A 20423-nucleotide genomic window follows, 5' to 3' on the forward strand; every position below is an offset into this window, starting at 1 on the left:
TGAAAAGAAAGACGGTGATAACAATGAATTCAAACAAAAAAACGGCAAGAATTGCGGGAGTATTATTTTTAGCTGCAACTGCTGCGTATATATTAGGTAATGGACTTATAGAATCTATTCTAAATGTTCCGGATTATCTACTTCATGTTTACCCAAATAAAACCAAAGTGATAGTCGGGATGCTCCTTGAGTTAATTAATTCTGCTGCAGTTGTTGGAATTGCCATCACATTGTTTCCTATCTTAAAAAAGCATAATGAAACGATAGCTCTTGGTTACGTTGCTTTCAGAGTTATTGAGGCCATTATCCTTATTGTTGGTGCACTCAGCCCATTATTACTGATATCATTAAGTAAACAATATATAGAAGCAGGAGCTCCCGATGCTTCCTATTTTCAAACTATAGGCATGTTAGCGATTAATGGGAAGTTTCTGACCTTTCAGTTATCCATGATCGTTCTTGGACTATATAGCTTGTTTTTTTGTTATTTATTATTTAAAACTAAGCTCATTCCGCGTTTAATTTCAGTCTTTGGGCTTATTGGATACGCATCTTTGTTAACAAGCGCTTTGTTAGAGATTTTCGGCTATAGTCCAGGCATGGTTTTATTTCTTCCAGGAGCCTTATTTGAAATCATATTTCCGATATGGCTGATCGTTAAAGGATTTAAGGAGAATACGCCATGAAGGCGATTGTATACACGAAATACGGAACTACTGACGTTCTTAAGCTCAAAGAGGTAGAAAAACCTACTCCCAAGGACAATGAAGTACGGATCAAAGTGCATGCTGCATCCGTAAATTCTTGGGACTGGGATCTTCTTAGAGGTACACCGTACTTAGTCCGTCTTGGGGGGCTTCTAAAACCAAAATATAACATACTCGGAGCTGACATAGCTGGACGAATTGAAGCAGTTGGTAGAGACGTAAAGCAGTTTCTTCCAGGCGATTATTCGGAGACATTTCCGGATGTGGTTGGGGCGGGTTTGCGGAGTATGTATGCGCAGATGAAAATGCGTTAACGTTGAAACCAGCCAGTATGACATTCGAGGAAGCAGCAGCCATGCCACAAACGGCGGTCCTCGCCTTGCAGGGACTTCGCGATAAAGGCCGTATTCAGAAAGGACAAAAGGTTTTAATTAATGGCGCGGGTGGAGGTGTGGGTACATTTGCGGTACAAGATTGCCAAATCATTCGGAGCTGAAGTGACAGGCGTGGACAACACGAGTAAATTGGCTATGCTGCTTTCGCTTGGTGCAGACCAGGTCATTGATTACACGAAAGAAGATTTCACCCAACATGGACAGCACTATGACCTGATTCTTGATGTTGTAGGAAATCGATCGATTGTCGATTACAAGAGTTCATTAAGTCCCAATGGCACTTATGTCATGGTCGGGGGTTCCATGGCTCGAATCTTCCAAGTCATGTTCCTTGGAGCTTGGATTTCAATGATCGGGAGTAAGAAAATGGGACTCCTTATACACAAACCAAATAAAAATGATCAAAATTTTATGAAAGAGCTTTTTGAGGCCGGGAAGGTAGTGTCTGTTATAGATAGACGTTACCCATTAAGTGAGGTTGCTGAAGCTCTCCGGTATCTGGGGGAAGGGTACCCCAAAGGAAAAGTGGTCATCCGTGTGGAACATTAAAACAAAACGCTTTTTGATTTATAACGTATATTTGAAAAAATACATGATTGTTAAGCGCTGAAAGGAAGGTTTCACTGATGCCATTTATAGATCAAAACGCTGTTTCCGCGCCCACGGTTATCCGTGTTACAGATTATGGAGCCATACCCAATTCGGGTCAAGATGCTGTGAAGGCAGTCCGAAAGGCAATCGGAGTAGCTAAATCAATAGATGGTCCTGTCGTACTAGAATTCCCAAAAGGTCGGTATGATTTTTATCCTGAACATGCTGCGAAAATAAAGTATTTCATCTCGAACACAACGACAGAGGATGAAAACCCTGATGTAACTAAAACCATTGGTTTGTTTTTCAAAGAACACCGTGACCTGACTGTAGATGGTCTTGGATCCCTTTTTATGTTTCACGGGAAGATGACCATGATCGCTTTGGATCAATGCGAGAATGTCACTCTACGCAATTTCAGTACGGATTTCGAGCGTCCTACCATGTCTGAAATCACCGTAGAAGCTGTTGGAAGCGATTATCTTGATGTTCGAACGAACCCTGATTCTTGGTATGTGATTGAGGAGGGGAAGCTGACTTGGATTGGCGAGGGTTGGAAATATTCGGACGGACCTGCACAGGAATATGATCCAGTGACGAATACAACTTGGCGTGTTTCTAATCCGATGACATCGGCTAATAAGATAGAGCAGCTGAACCCTTTGCAACTGCGACTCTACTTTGATCATACGTTTGAAACGAAAGTCGGACACGCGTTTCAAATGCGAGATGGTATTCGGGATCAGGTAGGCGTATTTATCAATCAGAGCATGAACATTACGGGGACCCAGCTTCACCTACATTACATGCACGGTTTAGGCATAGTCGGGCAATTCAGCGAAAATCTTACATTTGACGGACTGAAATTAGCGCCGCGCCCTGAGACAGGACGCACTTGTGCTGCATTTGCTGATTTTGTACACATGTCAAGTGTCAAAGGGAAAGTTACCATTGAGAACAGCCATTTTGAGGGAGCGCATGATGATGCAATCAATGTACATGGCACGCATTTGCAAATAATCGATCAACCCTCTCCTAATCAAATTATTGTTCGATATATGCATGGACAAACCTATGGCTTTGACGGATTTTTTCCAGGAGATAGGATTGATTTTGTACATGGACATTCATTAACAGTTTACGCCAATAATACGGTAAAAAATTCGGAAATGGTTAATTTGCGAGAGATATTACTGACGCTGGAGCAGCCCATACCTGTGGGGATCGAAGCAGGAGATGTGGTTGAGAATATTTCATGGACGGCGGAAGTTGAAATTCGTAATAATCGTTTTCTTCGGATACCTACCCGAGGAATTCTAGTAACTACGCGAAAAAAGGTTGTCATTGCGAACAATCATATGATAGGAATCCAAATGAGTGGGATCTTAGTAGCCGACGATGCGGAAAGTTGGTATGAATCCGGCATGGTGACTGATGTAATGATTCATCATAATCAATTTATGGAATGCGGCGTTCCAGTGATCAATATCGCTCCTGAAAATAAAGAAATGCAAATGGAGAATCCCGTTCATAGACATATACATATTGAGGATAATGAGTTTCTTCTTCGGGCTTATCCTGTTCTTTACGCTAAAAGTACGCAGGGACTTCATTTTATTAATAATCAAGTTCTCGGATCAAATACAGCTAATAAGTTGGATGATTCCAGTTTTGTCATTCATTTGGAGGCATGCAGTGATGTGAATGTTCACGGCAATAATTTTTTGGAAATCAATCATAACGTTAAGTGTATGAAGCTTGATTTATCTATTATGCCTTTGGATTGAAAAACTATGGATAGCCGAGTAATTTCCGCCTAAATGGCGGTTTTTTTCGTATCATCAAGGGTATATTAATTTTCATTCCCATCTAGGGCGGCTGTTACCATTGTTGAGGGGGTTGGAAACATGATAAAAAAAAATGTCGCCATCATTAGCGGCAAGACCGCGGGTAAATTAAGCCGACTATTAGGTAATAATGGATCTACTCTTCCGGGCGTAGTGGCAATAAAAATCGATCCGAACATTATAAGAAAATTATCTCATCAAATTAAAAATTTTATTTTTATAACTGGTACAAACGGTAAAACGACAACCTCAAATTTGTTAGCACACCTCTTAAGGTCAACTGGAATGAGAATTTTGAACAATTTTGAAGGGGCAAATATGGTTTCTGGCGTAGCCGCTTGTTTAATTAATAATACTACGATCTTGGGCCATTTACATTACGACTATGCTGTACTGGAAATTGATGAGGCAAGTCTTCCAGTCATTTTGAAACAAATCACGCCTCAGATGCTCATTATAACTAATTTTTTTCGTGATCAGTTGGATCGATATGGGGAGATAGACATGCTTATCAAAGATATTGAAAAGGCCATACATCCCATCGAAACGAAAATGATATTAAATGCGGATGATCCCTTTGTTTTTCGTCTAAGCTCTCTTAACAAAGATAATGTCTATTACGGACTGGGCAAACAGGCCTATGCTTTTGGAGATTACGGGATGAGTGAGTCCAAATATTGCCCGCTATGCGGTGAAGAAATGCAGTATGATCACATTCATTTCAACCAGCTAGGATTTTTTTCCTGCTCCTGTGGATTTGAACGCCCAACCCCGCATTACGAAATTGACAGCGTTCAAAGCAACCCCTTAACTTTTTCAATGAAAAATGAGACCTATCAAATGAATATGACGGGTACATTCAATGTCTATAATGCATTGGCTGCAATTACTTGTGCCGCTGAACTTGGAATTCAGTGTAAAAATATAAAGGATTCCTTGCCTAATTTTCAATTGGCGAATGGACGAATGGAGTTGTTTTTTTATAAAGGATTTCCATATATCGTTAATCTCAATAAAAATCCTTCGGGTATGAATGTTTCCATTTCAGAGATCCTCTCAACTCAATATGAGAAGCAAATTGTCTTCTTTATCAATGACTTTATTGCGGATGGGAAGGATGTTTCGTGGATCTGGGATATTGATTTTGAATGCCTTCAAAGGGAGGATATTGGGCGAATCATTTGCTCCGGCAGTCGAGCCTCAGACATCATGCTTCGTCTTAAGTATGCAGGGATTGATTCTAATAAAGTTATACAAATACCATCTATCGAGAAAGCAATACAAGCTGCGTTTAGCCACCCGATGCCTACTTATTTATTACCGACCTATACAGCATTACAGGAGGTTAAAAACCACACGGAAAGGAGTATCAAGAAAGAAAATGAATCTTGTACTCTATAACTTATTCCCGGATCGATTAAATCTCTATGGGGATAGAGGAAATGTGGTTGCACTTCAAAAGCGATGCGAATGGAGAGGCATTCAATTAACGATTGTGGATATAAAATCAACAAATGACATGAACTTATCGTCTGTAGATATTATTTGTATCGGCGGAGGCAGTGATCGTGAGCAAGGCCTAATTACTAAGGAATTACTTAAAATTAAAAAAGAATTTCAATTAGGTGTAGAAGATGGTATTAGTTGTCTCGCCATATGTGGCGGATATCAACTTCTAGGGAGTTTTTATGTTACTTCAGAAGGAACAAAGCATATGGGAATGGAAATTTGTGATTTTCATTCTATTGCAAGAGAGGATCGTCAGGTTGGTAACATCTTAATAGATACGAAAGAATTCGGTAGAGTAGTAGGTTTTGAAAATCACTCCGGAAGAACCTATCACCCTTACCAACCGTTAGGTAAAGTCATCAAAGGTTATGGTAATAATGGGGAAGATGGCACAGAAGGACTTATCTATCACAATGTCATTGGAACTTATCTTCATGGTCCAATTTTACCCAAAAATCCAGCCATAACGGATCATATCATTGCTGCCGCGATTGAAAGAAAATATGGAAAAAAAGAACTTATAGCACTTGATGATGCTCTGGAATACGAGACAAAACAACAGGCAGAAAAGATTTGTCTTACCTTACAGCGCGGCTGAACTCTACTCCCCAGACTTGGGGATTTTTTTGTTTTCATTTGTTTTTAAGGAACAAGGCATATAATAAATCTCGTAAAAGTGCAGAAATCAAATACGAGCGTATTTTTATATAGTTAGAATGTGATGATTTGGAGGATATGTAATGAAGAAAGCGTTATTCATCATCGTTATACTCGCAGCAGTGTTAGGCCAAGTAGGAATCGCATATGGAGAAACCAATACGCCGACTATTCATAGTGGTACAGGTGTAGTGATCGATAGTTCGACAGGAGAAGTGCTCTTTCAAAAAAACAAAGATGAACAAGCGTTTCCTGCTAGCTTAACGAAGCTTATGACCGCTATTCTCCTAGAAGATCACGTAGCGGACGGTGCATGGATGACGGCTAGTAAAAAAGCGACCCAGCAAGAAGCAAGCAATTTTGTTTTCAATATGAAAATCGGTGAGAAGATGCAAAAGGAAGAAGCCTTGAGAGCACTGCTCGTGATCTCGGCCAATGATGTAGCGATGATGATAGCTGAACATATTGGAGGCGATGAGGCCGCTTTTGCCGCGATGATGAATACAAGGGCAGCCTCAATTGGCATGACACATACACATTTTGTAACACCTAATGGTCTGCATGATCCACAGCATTATACAACGACTTATGATTTGGCTCTGCTTGCCAAAGAAGCCATGAAATATCCCGCCATTATGGAGGCAATGGGAACCGAGAAGACAGAGGTGAAAACGGATCAGCGGTCTGTTGTGATAAAAGATCGAAGCCTTATTTTTCAGAATCCAATTGCATTGGGTGGGAAAACAGGTTTTACTAACCAAGCTGGAAACACGTTAATTGAATATATGAAAAAGGACAATAAAACAGTTATCGCAGTCGTAATGAAATCATCGCGAGGAAATGAATATCAAGACGTGCAGACGATAGGCAATTATGGACTCGAACATCTTGATGTGCAGATGATGTTTCAGAAAGGGGATAGCGCCGGTGAGACGACCTTCTATGGTGAGAACGTTCAAGGTGTCCTGGGGAATTCCTATGTTTTGACCAAAAGAAAAGATGATGGCGCTGTTTATACGTATTCGCCTATTTTTACGCCGTGGCAAAGCGGGCAGAAAACGATCATAGCTGGCGAGGTGATTGGCGATTATCAGATTAAGAAAAATGGGAAGCTGCTGTCGCAAATCCCCATTGTGTCTGCCAAAGAGGTCGTTCACGCTGAGCCTTCTCCAATCAATAAAGAGAAAAGCGAATCATCAAAATCATCATCATATTGGCCGTTTTGGGTGGCTGCTGTCATTGTGCTCTTTGCATTGGGAATTTACTTAAATTTTTCTAGAAGGGAGAAAGCCGCGAGTGATCAAGGAGCTGGTGCTTAGAGCGAGAAAATTGGATTTTGTCATTATCGCCATTTTGATATGTTTCATGGTTATTAGCACGATAATGATCTATAGCGCCACTAATAATACGAAATTTGCTGGGCTGCATGTAAATAACCTAGTCATGTTCGCAGCCATGTTTGTACCCATGCTGTTATTGGCCGTGCTCGATTACCGGGACATTATCAGACATTTATCCGTCATATTGTATGTTATCGGCATTCTGCTTCTAATCTTCGTTATGTTTAAAGGCATGAACATCAATGGATCTCAGCGATGGATTAATTTACATTTTATGCAATTTCAGCCTTCTGAACTAGCGAAAATATTCGTTATCTTACTGTTAGCCAAAATGTTGGAAAACCGTAAGGGGGAATATCTACGATTATTTCAAGATATACTCCCCATGATCGTAGTTATGGGAATTCCATGTCTCATTGTTATGAATCAACCTGATCTCGGAACATCTATTGTCTTCGTTTGTATTTTGATTGGTATGTTATGGATCGGGAAGATTCGAATCAAGCATGGACTCATCGGGTTATTTGGGATCATTGGGGTTATTGGCAGCATTACAGCACTATATTTTGTGGATATCCCTCTATTCAATAAAATTGTAAAACCGCATCAACTTCATAGAATTCAAACCTTTTTAAACCCGGCTAGCGATCCAAATCAGAGTTATCATGTTGTTAATTCCATTAAGGCAGTGAGTTCGGGTGAGTTAATGGGTGAAGGATTCCTTCACGGTAAAATGGTACAAAGTGGCTACATTCCGTATGATTATGCAGATTCGATTTATGTTGTCATTGGTGAAGAATTTGGTTTTGTTGGTTCGGCTGTTCTTTTGTTGCTTTACTTTTTTTTGATTTATCGAATGATTCGAATTGCGATGACAAGCGAAGATTTAGCTGGTTCTTATTTGATCATCGGTGTGATTTCGATGTTTACTTTGCAAATTTTCGAGAATATAGCGATGCATACGGGACTTATGCCCCTTACAGGTATTGCACTCCCATTTGTCAGCTATGGAGGAAGTTCCCTAATGACTAATATGCTATCCATGGGTTTGGTTCTTAGTGTATGTATTCATCAATCCAAGCCTTTTACATTTGGGGATGAAAGCTAAAATGGGTTTTTTAAACAATAAATAAATCAATTTAATCAAATGAACAAATTATTTTCATCAAGTTTTAATGTAATATCTGTATAATCGAAGTGAAGGTTATTCAAAATAGATTAGAATATGGGAGGCTAGAAAATGTTTTTACATAAAATTAGAAAAATAGTGGCCATTACTGCAATTACCGGACTTGTGGCAGTATTCCCAATGTCGGCATTTGCGGCAACGAAATCGGCGACCCATCACGCAGCCGTACATACGACCAAATCAACTACCCATTCAGCTGCTAAATCAAAAAATACGGCTCAATCCCAGAAAAAAAATCTAGAAAGTCAGTTAGCTAATATCCAAAAATCGATTACAAGTACAAAGAAGCTATTGGAACAAGCAAAGACTTCAAAAGTGCAGTCGAAGATTAAAAAGTACGAAGATAAACTGAAATCATTAGAAGCAGCTGAAAAGAAAATTCAAGCTAAGTTAAAAGCACTAAAATAGGAAACGCTCCAGCTTGAGACGATTAAAAAAGAATACGGGCTTAAGTGAAGCAAAGAAGTATGATAATGATGTGTCAGAAACCATTGGGGAGAAGGAGTTGAATATATTCATGGGTAGTCGAAGTTCCTTAGAACCGGAGCCTGATAGTAAATTACTGGAAGTCATGCACAGACCTCGTGCGAATAAGATTGACTGCCTCAAGATAAGGTATTCAAACTCTTTCAAATTATTGGTTTCCATGTGACTTCCTCACAAAGGAGGTTAATAACAATGGCAAAAAAAAGTTATTTTCAATGGAAAAAAGACTTTGCAGAGGCTTCTAATATTCAAGGCTTTGATATTGAATTAAACCATGAAAGTACGAAACGGATTGATCGGTTAGTTGATCATTATGAGAAGAGTATTCTTACTCATTTAGACGAGGAATATGTGAGGAAGACGAGTTGGTCGGACCGGATTGCTGATCGAATTGCCTTCTTTGGAGGCAGTTGGAAATTCATTGTATGGTTCGCCATATTCCTGGCAGCTTGGATTGCTTGGAATACGCTACCGATAACTCCCTATCACTTTGATTCAGCTCCGTTCATCTTATTAAATTTATGCTTATCTTTTGTTGCCGCTTTTCAAGCGCCCGTCATCATGATGAGCCAGAACAGACAGGCTTCAAGAGACAAACATGAATCTATCATTGACTTTGCTATTAATTATAAAGCAGAACAGGAAATTGATGACATGCAAAGTCATCTTCACCGGATTGAAAGTGAACTATTAGAAGTCAAAAAACTACTTTTAGCATTTTCACAGAGAAATAGCGATGATGTTTTGGAATAAAAAAATGAACCTCCGATCCTCATCACAGTGGGTTGGGGTTTCTTTTTTATTTGTGGCACTTACTCTTAAGGGAATTTGCGAGAGTATTTCTTTAGGAAGAGAGTGATGAGAGATGAGTAAGATTTTCACGTACATTCTAGTTATCCTGTTCATATATACGGTTTTACCTACGCTTATAGTTCGACTAGGTGGATTCGGCGTATATACGAAGGGGAAGAGAGCAAATGGGATTGCTTTAACATTTGACGATGGTCCCAACCCAGAGCATACGCCACAATTGCTTGATCTCTTGGGGACATACCAGATAAAGGCTACTTTTTTTGTACTTGGTTCCATGGCTGAAAAATACCCGGAATTAATTCTGCGTATTCATCAAGAAGGGCATCTAATAGGGATTCACAATTATGTACATTGGGCAAACGCTTTAATGACACCCAGAAAGGTCAGAAAGCAATTGCAGGATTCAGTAAAGGCAATTGAAAACATAATTGGGGTAAAACCGGTTCACTATCGACCACCCTGGGGGATTATCAATATCTTCGATCTATTCTTATTAAAGAAATTTCATTTGATTTTATGGTCGCTGATGGTCGGAGATTGGAGAAGCAGAGGCGGAAAGGAACGAATTAGAAAGAAATTGTTTTCGAAAATTAGCAGCAAAGACATTATTTTGCTTCACGATAGCGGTCATACTTTTGGAGCTCATCATAACGCTCCTATTTATATGCTAGAGGCTTTGGGTGAATTTCTAGAAGAGTGTAAGCGGAGAGAATATCTCTTTCTGCGAATTGATAATAAAATGAAACTCGATGGTCTACGGAAACATGATCACTACGGTTTTTGAGAATAACGAGTTTTGATGCACTAAGGAGCCGCTTGGGCAGATAGCCTATTGCGACTCCTTATTTTGATAGCGCGTCTTATCCTATGTAGTTATTTCTGGGAATCTGGCAGCGATAAGAGAGTAGGAACTGTTACAAACGAATACCCTTCATTTTTTAAAAGGGGGATCATTTGTTCAAGGGCATTTACGGTATTTGATAAATTCTCTTTTTTCCCGATTGCACAATGTTGCAAAATAATTCCACCAGGTTTCAATTCTTTTTTTACATTTTTCAGTATTTGTTGTGTTGGCGTTCCAGCCCAATCCCTGGTATCAACAGACCAATCGATGATGCTTAGTCCCATTGAAGAAATGGCCTTAACTTCCGAGCTGTTAAGAGCCCCATAGGGTGGGCGGAACAAAGTAGGACGGAATCCAACAATGGCGTTCAATTCATCTTGCGTTGAGCTTATTTCCTGATTCATCTCTTCTGTACTGATTTTAGTGAAATTAGAATGATCCCAAGAGTGATTCCCAATGACGTGTCCCTCATTTACAATTCTCTTCACGACTTCAGGGTGGGCTTTGGCTTGTTCTCCTATAATAAAAAACGTGGCTTTAACGTTATTTTTTTTAAGTATATCTAAGATTTGTAGAGTGAAACGATTATCAGGTCCATCATCAAACGTGAGTGCCACTTGTTTTCCCTGTTCGGGACCAGCATAATACAGTGATTTCATGTTGTTATTTATTAGTGTCGTTGTAGGAGGATGACCCACGTCTAGATCTGGAGTTGTCGTACCGGCAACCACGGGAGAAATTATATCTTTTGAAGCGTCCGCAGGTTTTTCTTTTGCTGTACAAGCAGTAGTAGTCAAGGTAAGCAAAAGTAGCGAGATAAGTACATATTTTGACCTATTCATAGCAAGCAGTATCCTCTCTTATAGTTAAGGGTCATACCCTATATTATACCAGAGAGTCCTGTGAGCTGAGTGTCTATTTTGTGTCGACAATTTGATTTTATATTCCGTCCAAAAGGCGGCTTTTTTTATTTTGCAAATTCGAAGTTACCCATAGACGTGGTCTATACATCCTGTGAAATATATTAATTACTTGTATAGATGATAATCGTATTATAGTGGAATTAAGAAAAGAAAGATTAGATTACGTTATGGAAAACCAAAAATATAATGTGATAGGGGAGATTTAACATGATGCACTATTATGTTTCCAATAAAGCTCATATTTTTTGGGATGATGTAATTGAAGCAGTTGTGATTCGTTGGAATTCCTTTGCTCAGGCGGAGGACTTCCGTGTGCCACTAGATAAAATGATTGAACTGGCAGTCATAAAAAAGGCAAAAAAAGCCTTGTCTGATAGCAGTCATACATTGCTTTTAGCAGAAGACGCTAAATGGTTGTCTGAAGATTGGCTTCCTAGACTCCTGAATGCTGGGATTCAATATACAGCTACCGTTACTCCAGAGAAAACAAATACTAATCTCAGCGTGAGCAAAGCTATTGGAAAAAATACAACTAACTTGAGCCACCATGAATTTGAGGATATACACAATGCAGTCAGCTGGTTATCAGGAATATCTGCTTAATGCGTTAATCGGACTAATGAATCAGCTCTATAAACCTTCTTGCTGGACCGGAGAGCGGCATGTTGCGCATAACCATACTCCCTACGTGTGAAGGCGGTATCGGCACATCTAATTGAATCTCAAAGAGCGCTCCTTCTTCCAGTTCTTTCGATACGAACTCTCTGGTCACATAAGAGATTCCGAGTCCTTTCCGAGCTAACTCGATGAGTAGATCCACGCTTCCGACCTCGATTTCAGGCTTGAGGTTATGACCATAGCTTTGAAATAACTCCGTAATGGCCATTCGAGCCCGGCTGTTACGCGAGAATAAGATGATAGGGTATTGGAGCAGCATATCCAAGGAAAGAACCGCATCTTTAAGCTCGGAATAATGGGCTCCCGCTACAAAACAATCCTGCAGTTGAAAACTTTCTCTCACATCAAGCTGGGAATCGACGATCGGCATACGAACGACGCCCAAATCAATTTTCCCTTCTTTTAAGAGAGCAATGATTTCCGGCGTAGTTCCGTGATTCAGATGAAGTCTAATGCCTGGATACTGCATATGAAAGTTTTCCAAGTACGGAAGAATGTAATGCTTGAACAGTGAATCGCTTCCGCCGATCCGCAGCTCGCCGCTGTCCAGATTTTTAAGCGCGGCCATTTGTTCTTCAGCCAGTGATATTAAGGTCTGAGACTTTTCTATATAAGAATACAGGATGGCGCCCTCTTGCGTTAGCTCAACACCTTTGGAAGTTCGGTAAAACAAAGTGATACCAAAGCTGTCTTCCAGCTGTTTGATGGCGTGGCTGACGCTCGGTTGAGTGAGGTACAAGGCTTTGGCAGCCTGTGTCAAGCTGCCTGTCTTCGCAGCCAAGTAGAATACTTTATACAATTCGTAATTATTGTTCATAGATTTGGCCTATAGCTCCTGTTAAATATATTAATTAATGGTATGGATGATAGTCGTATTATAGTAGAACTACGAAAAAGAAGCCAGAGTCTTCAGATTGAAAAATGGTTATGAGACTGTTACAGTCGCCAATGCCGGACGTTCAAGAGAGCTCATCTGGAAGGAGAAAATAATTTGAACCAACTACGTTTGTTTTATTTGGAGCGATAGGGGATCTAGCCAAAAGAAAAATATACCCTGCCTTGTATGTCTTGGAAGAAGAGAACTGTCTGATGATCATTTCAGGCACATGTAAAGCAATCTCTTAATACTTTTTCCAGAAGTGGAGCGAAAGATCCTGAAGTAATGAGAAATTTCTTGCGTGCTTTCCGTTATCATGTTCTGGATGTTAGCCGCAAAGAAGATTACACGAAGCTGCTGCAGTTGGTTGAACAGCGGGAAGATGAGCTTAACATTTTACCGAATCGCATGTTTTATTTATCTGTTGGACCTGAGTTTTTCGGAACGATCGCAGCAAACATTCATGCAAGCGGACTTGGTTCTGCGAATGGCTGGAAGCGTCTTGTGATCGAAAAGCCTTTCGGCTGCGATTTGCCGTCGGCGAGACAGTTGAACATTCAACTGAATCAAGCATTCGATGAGACCGAAATTTACCGGATCGATCACTACCTAGGCAAACCTATGGTCCAGCAAATGTGGCGACTGCTCGCTATCCAGCAGGGACGTACGGACCTAACGAGTCCGATAAGCTGCTTGAGCAAGACGGCTTTCATTGGTGGTTCGATTTCAAAAGCGCATCGATAAACGACACAAACTCGTTCGAACAGCCGGGGGTAGAAGCTTACAAGACCAATATATTTGAGCTGCCTTGGCAAGCCTGGGTTTAAAGTGCAAAAAGCCGAGCTCATAGAACGTTTATCTGCAATAAGCGGGAAATGACAGGGAAGTGGCCGTTTTTTACAAAAAAGGGAGCATATTTGTATCGTAACTTTTGCGACACAAATATGCTCCTTTTCTATGATTGCGACACAAACATAGCCCCTTTGTGAATAGAAAGTATTCATGTAATCAGGGGTAGTACCAGCGTAGCTGTCACCAGGGGCAATTGTATGGCTATAATTGGTAATTTATTTGATCCACGGGACAGCCGAAGGAAGGGGGTAAGTCCTTTCGGCGCCACAACTAACTTGATTCCATTGCGGCGGCGATAGAAAAATGGTCTCAACATCCCTTAGCTTCGGCTATCATTCGTAAAGCCGATGATACATTAAAACACTTCGCTCACAGTACGGCAATGTTGCCATGGTTGGTGATGGGGTAAACGATGCTCCTGCCCTTGCTGCTTCCACTGTCGGTATTGCGATGGGGGGAGCCGGTACCGATACAGCCCTTGAAACAGCAGATATTGCCTTAATGGGTGACGATTTAAGCAAGCTGCCGTACACCATGAGCCTAAGTCGAACAACGCTCGCGATCATCAAGCAAAACATCACGTTCTCGCTATTAATTAAAATGGTGGCACTCCTGTTAATCGTTCCAGGATGGCTCACGCTATGGATGGCTATCTTTGCAGACATGGGAGCAACCTTGATTGTTACACTCAATAGCTTACAATTGTTACAAGTCAAGGATCATGAACAAAAGCTAAGCTAATGAAATGAAAGTTCAATAAACATGACAGTCTAGAACATTATTTTTATGTTCTGGACTGTCATTTTATTGTTCATGGGATTCAACATATGTATACAATTGGTCGATTACGAACAGTTTCTTTTGATTTTCTATAAAATGTGATTTTCCACGAGCAAAGATAAAGTTGTGCAATTGAGAATTGTTGGCAAAGAAGAGTCCAATCTCTTAACGAAATAGCCGAGCATCTATCAAAGCTAGTTCCTCTTGGCACCGAGGTTTTGGCGGGGCTTGAAATGGGCGGTATCCCAGTCGCAACGGCACTATCATTAAAGACAGGAATCCCAGCGGCATTCGTTCGTAAAAAAGCAAAGGAATATTGGCACATGCAAGCTTGCTGAAGGTATTGATGTAAGGGGGGGAAAACAGTTGACAATCTTGAAAAAGCTCTTTCGACAAGCAATATAACAGTTTGCCGCGGCAGATACTCCTTTAATTTTATTAATCTAGAGGGGGGCAATGAAAAACCAAATAGAGTATTGTGAATTTATGTATTGAATGTACTTATGGATAAAATTTACATTCGGAGGCAGGAGATGCAAAATTCGCTTAGCTGGTAAAACCATCAGTTGACTATAAGGATGAACAAATATCGTTTGGTGAAGATTGAGTTAGTATTAAACTCAAAATATTGGTCAATAACTCATTGTTTGTTTGTTCGGGTGCCAAGAACTGATCCGATAAAATAAAAAAGCCGCAATAATTGCCGACAAAGATAATTAAACTCGCCATGGAAGATAATATGAACAGAACGATTGAAAATGAAGGAGCATGAATAAATGACATTTGAAAATGAAGGAGCATGAATAAAATACATTGTACGGGTTTCAATAAATCAAGTGATTTATAATACATATTCACAAAACCCGTATTTTATACATATGTCTATAAACCAGAAAAACCCCATGCCTTACAAGCGTTTTAATATTGTGTCGGATGACAAGAATCTGTTCCGATAAATGACAAGAAATAGTTCCGATTAGCCGAGTTTTTGTTTAGCGCCCCGCGTTTGTGCGCGCGGGGCTTCACTCAACTTCTTAACCTGAAAATATCTAAATTTTTAATATATCTTTCAGTCAAACTTAAGTAAGATGAGTTTTTGTCTATTGCCAATGCCATTGGATGATGTGATATTTCCGATGGTTTGATTCTTCTTTTATTATTTGAATTGCATGGGCAAGTTAATTTATTCAAATTATCTATTGAATTTTTCTCTATTATAAAACTCGTAGTTTCTTTAAATGAATTACGGACTTTAAATATCATCAGAGGTATTTCCTTATGCCTATTATTATTTAATTCATTATATTTAGGTGTCCATTTGTTTGCTGCCCCTTCAACTGCCAATTTACTCCAGTAGTTAAAAAAGTGTAAATATAGAGCTGAAACAAATTTCATTATTATCCATTTAAATAAACCAATATCCAACGATTTATGTTGATTAGTGTATTGAAGCAATATTTTAACTAACTGCTCCACATCTGGCTGAAAGAATCCTGAAAGTACTTCAAATCCGTGTATGGATTTTCTAGGATCTATTGAAAAATGATTACTATAAAAACTACCTCCACCTTTAAAAGAATGTTTCCAGAATATATAAGTATATGCAAATGGACAGATTTCGGGATAATCCTCTTTCTCCTCTCTTCTTAATTCTTGAAGCCTTTTAATACAAGATTTATGTTTTTTTAATTCACCATTAAATAAGTGACTTTCTATCGATTTAAAAATGTAAATACTTTGGCTATATAAGTAATTATAGAGAGGCATATTTACACTTCGCATAGAAGATAGAGTAAAATTATTATCAATAATGTGATTGTGTAAGTATTTCTGATTATTATTATTCGATATCGTTACTGGTAACCTCAGTTTATTTAAAGTTGACTTAACATTACCATCATAATCTGTATGTATATCGGGATTCTCTAACATTTCAAGAATTGTTTTAATTGGGTTATTTTGAGCAACTGCATGTTCAGGCAAAAAGAGAATACTTAGTTTTTCAGTATTGTAATTTGTTTCAAGCCACTTTTTAGTGAATTCACATTTTATTTCAAATTGCTTTCCCCAATTATTCCATCGTTTTTTTAAGTCAGCTAATTGAACTCCACATTTACATGTGAAAGCTGCAGATAATGCTATGTCAGAAAATTCGTAAGGAATTTCCGATTTACAATTCGAGCACGACTGAATTAATCCCTTCATATGTATTGGACAGTGTTTCAATAGTTTGAATTGGTGTAAAATGCTGTGATAACCTTCTTTAATACATTCTTCACACCAAACTAAATTTCTGTTAAACCAGTCAGTAAGTTCTGTGGATATCATTGATACATTGTTTATCATTTTATTAATGTTCTCACTGTTTTGTTTAAGTAAGTTAAACCCAAAAAAATTTGTAAGAGATACTTCCTCAAAATCATCCATTGTAAACAAATTAACATATTTCCCTATTTTAACTGGTCCTTTTAATGTTTTGATGTGTTCTTTTCCAAATCGTTTTAATAGAGATCCTCTTTTAAGAATAACATTCGTATAACATAGTTTTTCTACAATTGACCAAGGTGATTCAAATTGCTGCACCCATTCACTTCTCCATACATATCTTTCCATTATTATAATTAACACCCCTTTCCCGTTTAACAAATTATTGGAATTTAAGCAAGTGCCATAAATATTTCCGACTCTACATATCCAGAATTTTGAATGGCATCTTTCCAATGATTTATTGTTAACCATTCGATTCTATTACCTGTTGTACCATTAATTTTCAAGGCATTTTCGACTGTAAATGTAAAATATTCCATTGGAATTTCCATTTTCTTGGATAGTCCATGTTCTTTTCTTAAATCCTTAAATAGATTAAACAAATCTTTAGCGTAATTTCTCAGTCGTTTTCCTTTATCATATGCATCAGGAAAAAAATATCGAGTATAACTGTACCCACTATTTTCAGGATACTCTGTTACTTCGTCATAACACATCAAACAATGTTCAACCTCATCTAGTGAGCGTATGCCAAAGAATTCATGCTCGTTTGTCATGAATCTTCCGATTATTTGGGCTTTTTTTTGTTCTAAGAAAAATGTTCTTCTTGCGAGCAATTCTGGTTGCCCAACTGAAATAACAGTCATGCTGATTTTTTCATGGTCTAGTTCATTATATATATCCATAAGCCAGTTATAATGATATTCTGTCAAACGCTGCGCCTCATCTATAACCAGCATGATTCTGCGCAGTTGGGACCTTTCTCCCTGCTCAAGCATTAGATTTACTATTTGTCTTCTCATTAGTGCTGGATTTCGTGTTGATGGAAAAGCAAACTTAAAATCGGCTAACAAATCCCCAAAGAACTTCTCTTCTGTAGGTACTCGATAACTTTTACATTGTGTTCTCAATATTGGAAAAAACGATCCCAATTGCGCCGGTAAATAATTCAATGCAAATTCAACGGATCTACTCTTGCCAATTCGTGGTCTACCATAGACAATCATGCCTGGTAAACGATTTATCACGATTTTAGTGAGGCTTTCCATGAGGCGTTTAACTTCCATTGTCGGGAGAATATATCCACCTTGTTCAATAGGATGTGTACCAGCGGGAACTATGGGTTTGCTCATTTTTTACTCCTTACGATTAACTTAGAATGTAATTGTTTTATATTTTGTAAGGAAGTCATCCATGCTTCCAGATTGCTTTTCCTTTTCTTCTCTTACTATTTGTCTTGCATTTTCAAGAGCTTCATTTGTCTTAATTGCTTGATCCAGTGCTTCTTTATGCTCTTGAGAAACTTTATTACTTGTTGCTTTGCTCTCTTTTATCACTTCTTGTACATGTGTAATTTTATTTGCTGCTTTCTTCTTTCCATTAATTGCTTGGTTCATCAAATAATTGGTGTAGATAAATATAGGGTCATCCCAATGAGTGTAATGAATAAGGCGTCGAAGTACTAACTGATTAATAGCTTTTCTCATCTGTAACGTGTGTGCTGTCAGTGACCACTTACCTACTGCAGTTAAATAACCAATTTCACTTCCATCTGGAAGGAACGCTTTTATAGTTCTTAAATCATCCACATTTACATGTAATGAAATATCTGTTCCAATTAAGTGAGCACTATGTGAAAGTCGGTCGCTTCGATACTCAACACCTTCATATTGTATATATGGCCTCTTACCATTCTTAATTGATCCTCGTATTGTTCTGATTATAGTTGTTTGCAGGAATAGCATCTCCGATCGTTTTAATTTTTCAAGTTGTCGTGGAATTATTCCATTCGTAATTCGTTTTGCTAAAAGCTCTAGTGGTGATTGATGGTAAATCCCCCCATGCGGGGTACCGTTATAATTAGAGATCAAGACTTCGACGAGTTCTTTTAAATGCTCAAATGTAATTTTATATTGAATAGCTTTCTCCTCTGGATTTTTTCTACGAGGATCATTCGGATTGCTTCCTGTCGTATTAATTAGCCTGTGGAATCCATTCTCCTCAAGAGTTTGAAAAAAGCGCTCAATAATTCCTCTTCTCATTGGAAGATCTACTGGACCTAAATTTGTAGCACAACCGAGTAAATTACGTAAGCGATCTTTAACTAAATTAGCTAAATGGGATTTGGCATTATCAAAACAAATTACATCAAAAACTGACCACTCTAGCTCAGGGAACACCTCGGAATGATATCCTCCAACCTCATTAAACGAAAGTCCATCTATTGTAAGAGTCATCTTTTCGTGAGGCATGACAGCATTGCGTATACAAGTCATAACATCGCTTGCACTATATTCTTTGTTTAAACTAATAGACTTACCAATTACACATCGAGTTGAAACATCGATAAGTGTAAGTATCCAAAAACGTTCCAAAACTTTTACAACAGAATCCCCTTCTGGGGTTATTAACTGAACAGCAAATACACCATCAATCCTATGGGCATCAAATTGCACCCTTTGAAATGGTGTCCTTGTTACAGGTTGATTCTGTTCTCCTTTACCACTTTTTTGCGATTTTTGCTCGGCATCATGTCCATATCTAATCGACGCTTTTCCAAAATTATCTTGGCCAAGTCTTTGAAGATATCGATAGAGAGATCGTATGCCTAATCGATCTGTATTAAATGGATATTGTGTTAGAGAAATTTTATTATCTTTACAGGCATCTACAAATCTTTTGTGAATATTAAGTGGCTTCATTGCTGGTTCAAGTATCTTCCGGTTCCTACCTAAATATAAGTCATCAATTAACTCTTTAATCTCCGGATACTTATTGAGAAGTAATTTAAATTCACCAGTATGACGTGATGGATTGTGTTTCTTGTTAATAACGTTCAATGCATATTTCTTTAATGTTTTGTATGGAATTAATGCTCTAAATCCCCATGGGACACCATTCTCATCGATTTCTATGCAGCGACTAACTAGGCGGTACAAATTACGAGGGCTCACGCCGGTTATTTCGTGAATTTCCCTCTGGGTTCCCTCCCTTTTGAAATACAACATAACTGCAGTCTTTCGATTTAGGTAAGTTATTAAATCAGTACTATTTAATGATAATTCATCAACTGTTGGCCACAGTTCTGGATTTATTTGTGTTACTGCTAAACCATACTGTCCGCCAATTGACGGCGTATGCTGTCCTAAACCTGACGGACAAGCTGTCCAGTCGATGGTTTAAAAAAAGGGAGAATCAAGAACATTCTCCCTGGATGACGCGTTTGACCATATGATCGTCGATGATGCGATGCCCATTCTGGGCGCCGTAGATTAAACTGTGTGTACAAACTTTATTGACGAGTCTAGCTGAGCCGCTAGAAAACCGATAAATATCCTCAATCGCTCCATCCGAGAAGATCTCATTCTCAGCCCCAGCATACGTCAAATGACGCTTTATATAATCCCCAACCTGTGCCCGATCATAATGCGGAAGCTTGCATTGCAAG

General features: G+C 38.8%; 18 protein-coding genes and 4 pseudogenes. 16 read left to right on the top strand and 6 right to left on the bottom strand.

The window, feature by feature from the left end:
• Positions 1–23 precede the first annotated feature (23 nt).
• The 12 genes from G519_RS0126730 to G519_RS44685 all read left to right on the top strand — a co-directional run bounded on the left by G519_RS0126730 (position 24) and on the right by G519_RS44685 (position 10318).
• Positions 24–686 carry a DUF4386 domain-containing protein gene (locus tag G519_RS0126730; protein WP_029197308.1) on the top strand — a complete coding sequence of 221 codons (663 nt, stop codon included), beginning with the start codon at positions 24–26 and terminating at the stop codon, positions 684–686.
• On the top strand, positions 683–1021 hold the full coding sequence (locus G519_RS53340; RefSeq protein WP_307720117.1) for an alcohol dehydrogenase catalytic domain-containing protein: 339 nt from the start codon (positions 683–685) through the stop codon (positions 1019–1021). Before G519_RS0126730 ends, G519_RS53340 begins: the two co-directional genes overlap by 4 nt.
• 41 nt (positions 1022–1062) lie before the next feature.
• The gene (locus G519_RS53345) at positions 1063–1203 is read left to right on the top strand and encodes a hypothetical protein (RefSeq protein ID WP_307720116.1); all 141 of its coding nucleotides are present in this window, start codon (positions 1063–1065) and stop codon (positions 1201–1203) included.
• Positions 1169–1651, top strand: a complete 483-nt coding sequence (locus tag G519_RS53350) for an NAD(P)-dependent alcohol dehydrogenase (protein WP_307720115.1) — start codon at positions 1169–1171, stop codon at positions 1649–1651. The genes G519_RS53345 and G519_RS53350 overlap by 35 nt, the downstream gene beginning before the upstream one ends.
• 77 nt (positions 1652–1728) lie before the next feature.
• On the top strand, positions 1729–3480 hold the full coding sequence (locus G519_RS44675; RefSeq protein WP_051253711.1) for a right-handed parallel beta-helix repeat-containing protein: 1752 nt from the start codon (positions 1729–1731) through the stop codon (positions 3478–3480).
• A gap of 120 nt (positions 3481–3600) precedes the next feature.
• Positions 3601–4941, top strand: coding sequence for a Mur ligase family protein (locus tag G519_RS0126745; RefSeq protein ID WP_051253712.1), 1341 nt, complete (start codon positions 3601–3603; stop codon positions 4939–4941).
• Positions 4922–5647 carry a type 1 glutamine amidotransferase gene (locus G519_RS0126750; protein ID WP_029197310.1) on the top strand — a complete coding sequence of 242 codons (726 nt, stop codon included), beginning with the start codon at positions 4922–4924 and terminating at the stop codon, positions 5645–5647. The genes G519_RS0126745 and G519_RS0126750 overlap by 20 nt, the downstream gene beginning before the upstream one ends.
• Before the next feature lie 142 nt (positions 5648–5789).
• Complete coding sequence (locus G519_RS44680) at positions 5790–7025, top strand: D-alanyl-D-alanine carboxypeptidase family protein (protein ID WP_051253713.1); 1236 nt, start codon at positions 5790–5792, stop codon at positions 7023–7025.
• Positions 7003–8154, top strand: a complete 1152-nt coding sequence (locus G519_RS0126760) for an FtsW/RodA/SpoVE family cell cycle protein (RefSeq protein WP_127528062.1) — start codon at positions 7003–7005, stop codon at positions 8152–8154. Before G519_RS44680 ends, G519_RS0126760 begins: the two co-directional genes overlap by 23 nt.
• A gap of 132 nt (positions 8155–8286) precedes the next feature.
• The gene (locus G519_RS0126765; RefSeq protein ID WP_029197312.1) at positions 8287–8643 is read left to right on the top strand and encodes a hypothetical protein; all 357 of its coding nucleotides are present in this window, start codon (positions 8287–8289) and stop codon (positions 8641–8643) included.
• 270 nt (positions 8644–8913) lie between these two features.
• A complete protein-coding gene (locus G519_RS0126775) occupies positions 8914–9474 on the top strand; it encodes a DUF1003 domain-containing protein (RefSeq protein WP_029197314.1) in 561 nt (186 codons plus the stop codon).
• Between the two features lie 112 nt (positions 9475–9586).
• Complete coding sequence (locus tag G519_RS44685; protein ID WP_051253714.1) at positions 9587–10318, top strand: polysaccharide deacetylase family protein; 732 nt, start codon at positions 9587–9589, stop codon at positions 10316–10318.
• Positions 10319–10407: 89 nt separating this feature from the next.
• On the opposite strand, the gene G519_RS0126785 is transcribed toward G519_RS44685, so the two are convergent.
• On the bottom strand, positions 10408–11220 hold the full coding sequence (locus G519_RS0126785; RefSeq protein ID WP_036633814.1) for a polysaccharide deacetylase family protein: 813 nt from the start codon (positions 11218–11220) through the stop codon (positions 10408–10410).
• Positions 11221–11508: 288 nt separating this feature from the next.
• Here G519_RS0126785 and G519_RS0126790 point away from each other — a divergent pair, with 288 nt between their 5' ends.
• Positions 11509–11904, top strand: coding sequence for a hypothetical protein (locus G519_RS0126790; protein WP_029197316.1), 396 nt, complete (start codon positions 11509–11511; stop codon positions 11902–11904).
• A gap of 13 nt (positions 11905–11917) precedes the next feature.
• Here G519_RS0126790 and G519_RS0126795 read toward each other — a convergent pair whose 3' ends face one another.
• On the bottom strand, positions 11918–12796 hold the full coding sequence (locus tag G519_RS0126795) for a LysR family transcriptional regulator (RefSeq protein WP_029197317.1): 879 nt from the start codon (positions 12794–12796) through the stop codon (positions 11918–11920).
• A 206-nt stretch (positions 12797–13002) separates the two neighbouring features.
• Between G519_RS0126795 and G519_RS44690 the strand changes: the two are divergent.
• From G519_RS44690 to G519_RS52445, 3 pseudogenes are all read left to right on the top strand, one after another.
• A pseudogene (locus tag G519_RS44690) lies at positions 13003–13492 on the top strand (glucose-6-phosphate dehydrogenase); the annotation flags it as partial.
• A 567-nt stretch (positions 13493–14059) separates the two neighbouring features.
• A pseudogene (locus G519_RS0126805) lies at positions 14060–14449 on the top strand (HAD-IC family P-type ATPase); the annotation flags it as partial.
• A gap of 203 nt (positions 14450–14652) precedes the next feature.
• A pseudogene (locus tag G519_RS52445) lies at positions 14653–14839 on the top strand (orotate phosphoribosyltransferase); the annotation flags it as partial.
• A 675-nt stretch (positions 14840–15514) separates the two neighbouring features.
• Here the strand turns inward: G519_RS52445 and G519_RS0126810 are convergent.
• The 4 genes and pseudogenes from G519_RS0126810 to G519_RS0126825 all read right to left on the bottom strand — a co-directional run.
• Positions 15515–17227 carry an HIT family protein gene (locus G519_RS0126810; RefSeq protein WP_127528060.1) on the bottom strand — a complete coding sequence of 571 codons (1713 nt, stop codon included), beginning with the start codon at positions 17225–17227 and terminating at the stop codon, positions 15515–15517.
• Positions 17146–18108, bottom strand: coding sequence for an AAA family ATPase (locus G519_RS0126815; protein WP_029197321.1), 963 nt, complete (start codon positions 18106–18108; stop codon positions 17146–17148). Before G519_RS0126815 ends, G519_RS0126810 begins: the two co-directional genes overlap by 82 nt.
• A 21-nt stretch (positions 18109–18129) precedes the next feature.
• Positions 18130–19983 carry a hypothetical protein gene (locus G519_RS44695; RefSeq protein ID WP_036633817.1) on the bottom strand — a complete coding sequence of 618 codons (1854 nt, stop codon included), beginning with the start codon at positions 19981–19983 and terminating at the stop codon, positions 18130–18132.
• A gap of 187 nt (positions 19984–20170) precedes the next feature.
• A pseudogene (locus G519_RS0126825) lies at positions 20171–20423 on the bottom strand (AAA family ATPase); the annotation flags it as partial.

The sequence above is a fragment of the Paenibacillus alginolyticus DSM 5050 = NBRC 15375 genome (assembly GCF_000422905.1).
Lineage (GTDB): Bacteria > Bacillota > Bacilli > Paenibacillales > NBRC-103111 > Paenibacillus_E > Paenibacillus_E alginolyticus.

Excerpts from the sequence above, each read along its gene's own strand:
- G519_RS0126730 (WP_029197308.1), top strand. The coding sequence starts at position 24 with ATGAATTCAAACAAAAAAACGGCAAGAATTGCGGGAGTATTATTTTTA.
- G519_RS53340 (WP_307720117.1), top strand. The coding sequence starts at position 683 with ATGAAGGCGATTGTATACACGAAATACGGAACTACTGACGTTCTTAAG.
- G519_RS53345 (WP_307720116.1), top strand. The coding sequence starts at position 1,063 with ATGCCACAAACGGCGGTCCTCGCCTTGCAGGGACTTCGCGATAAAGGC.
- G519_RS44675 (WP_051253711.1), top strand. The coding sequence starts at position 1,729 with ATGCCATTTATAGATCAAAACGCTGTTTCCGCGCCCACGGTTATCCGT.
- G519_RS0126745 (WP_051253712.1), top strand. The coding sequence starts at position 3,601 with ATGATAAAAAAAAATGTCGCCATCATTAGCGGCAAGACCGCGGGTAAA.
- G519_RS0126750 (WP_029197310.1), top strand. The coding sequence starts at position 4,922 with ATGAATCTTGTACTCTATAACTTATTCCCGGATCGATTAAATCTCTAT.
- G519_RS44680 (WP_051253713.1), top strand. The coding sequence starts at position 5,790 with ATGAAGAAAGCGTTATTCATCATCGTTATACTCGCAGCAGTGTTAGGC.
- G519_RS0126765 (WP_029197312.1), top strand. The coding sequence starts at position 8,287 with ATGTTTTTACATAAAATTAGAAAAATAGTGGCCATTACTGCAATTACC.
- G519_RS0126775 (WP_029197314.1), top strand. The coding sequence starts at position 8,914 with ATGGCAAAAAAAAGTTATTTTCAATGGAAAAAAGACTTTGCAGAGGCT.
- G519_RS44685 (WP_051253714.1), top strand. The coding sequence starts at position 9,587 with ATGAGTAAGATTTTCACGTACATTCTAGTTATCCTGTTCATATATACG.
- G519_RS0126785 (WP_036633814.1), bottom strand. The coding sequence starts at position 11,220 with ATGAATAGGTCAAAATATGTACTTATCTCGCTACTTTTGCTTACCTTG.
- G519_RS0126790 (WP_029197316.1), top strand. The coding sequence starts at position 11,509 with ATGATGCACTATTATGTTTCCAATAAAGCTCATATTTTTTGGGATGAT.
- G519_RS0126795 (WP_029197317.1), bottom strand. The coding sequence starts at position 12,796 with ATGAACAATAATTACGAATTGTATAAAGTATTCTACTTGGCTGCGAAG.
- G519_RS0126810 (WP_127528060.1), bottom strand. The coding sequence starts at position 17,227 with ATGGTTAACAATAAATCATTGGAAAGATGCCATTCAAAATTCTGGATA.
- G519_RS0126815 (WP_029197321.1), bottom strand. The coding sequence starts at position 18,108 with ATGAGCAAACCCATAGTTCCCGCTGGTACACATCCTATTGAACAAGGT.
- G519_RS44695 (WP_036633817.1), bottom strand. The coding sequence starts at position 19,983 with ATGTTGTATTTCAAAAGGGAGGGAACCCAGAGGGAAATTCACGAAATA.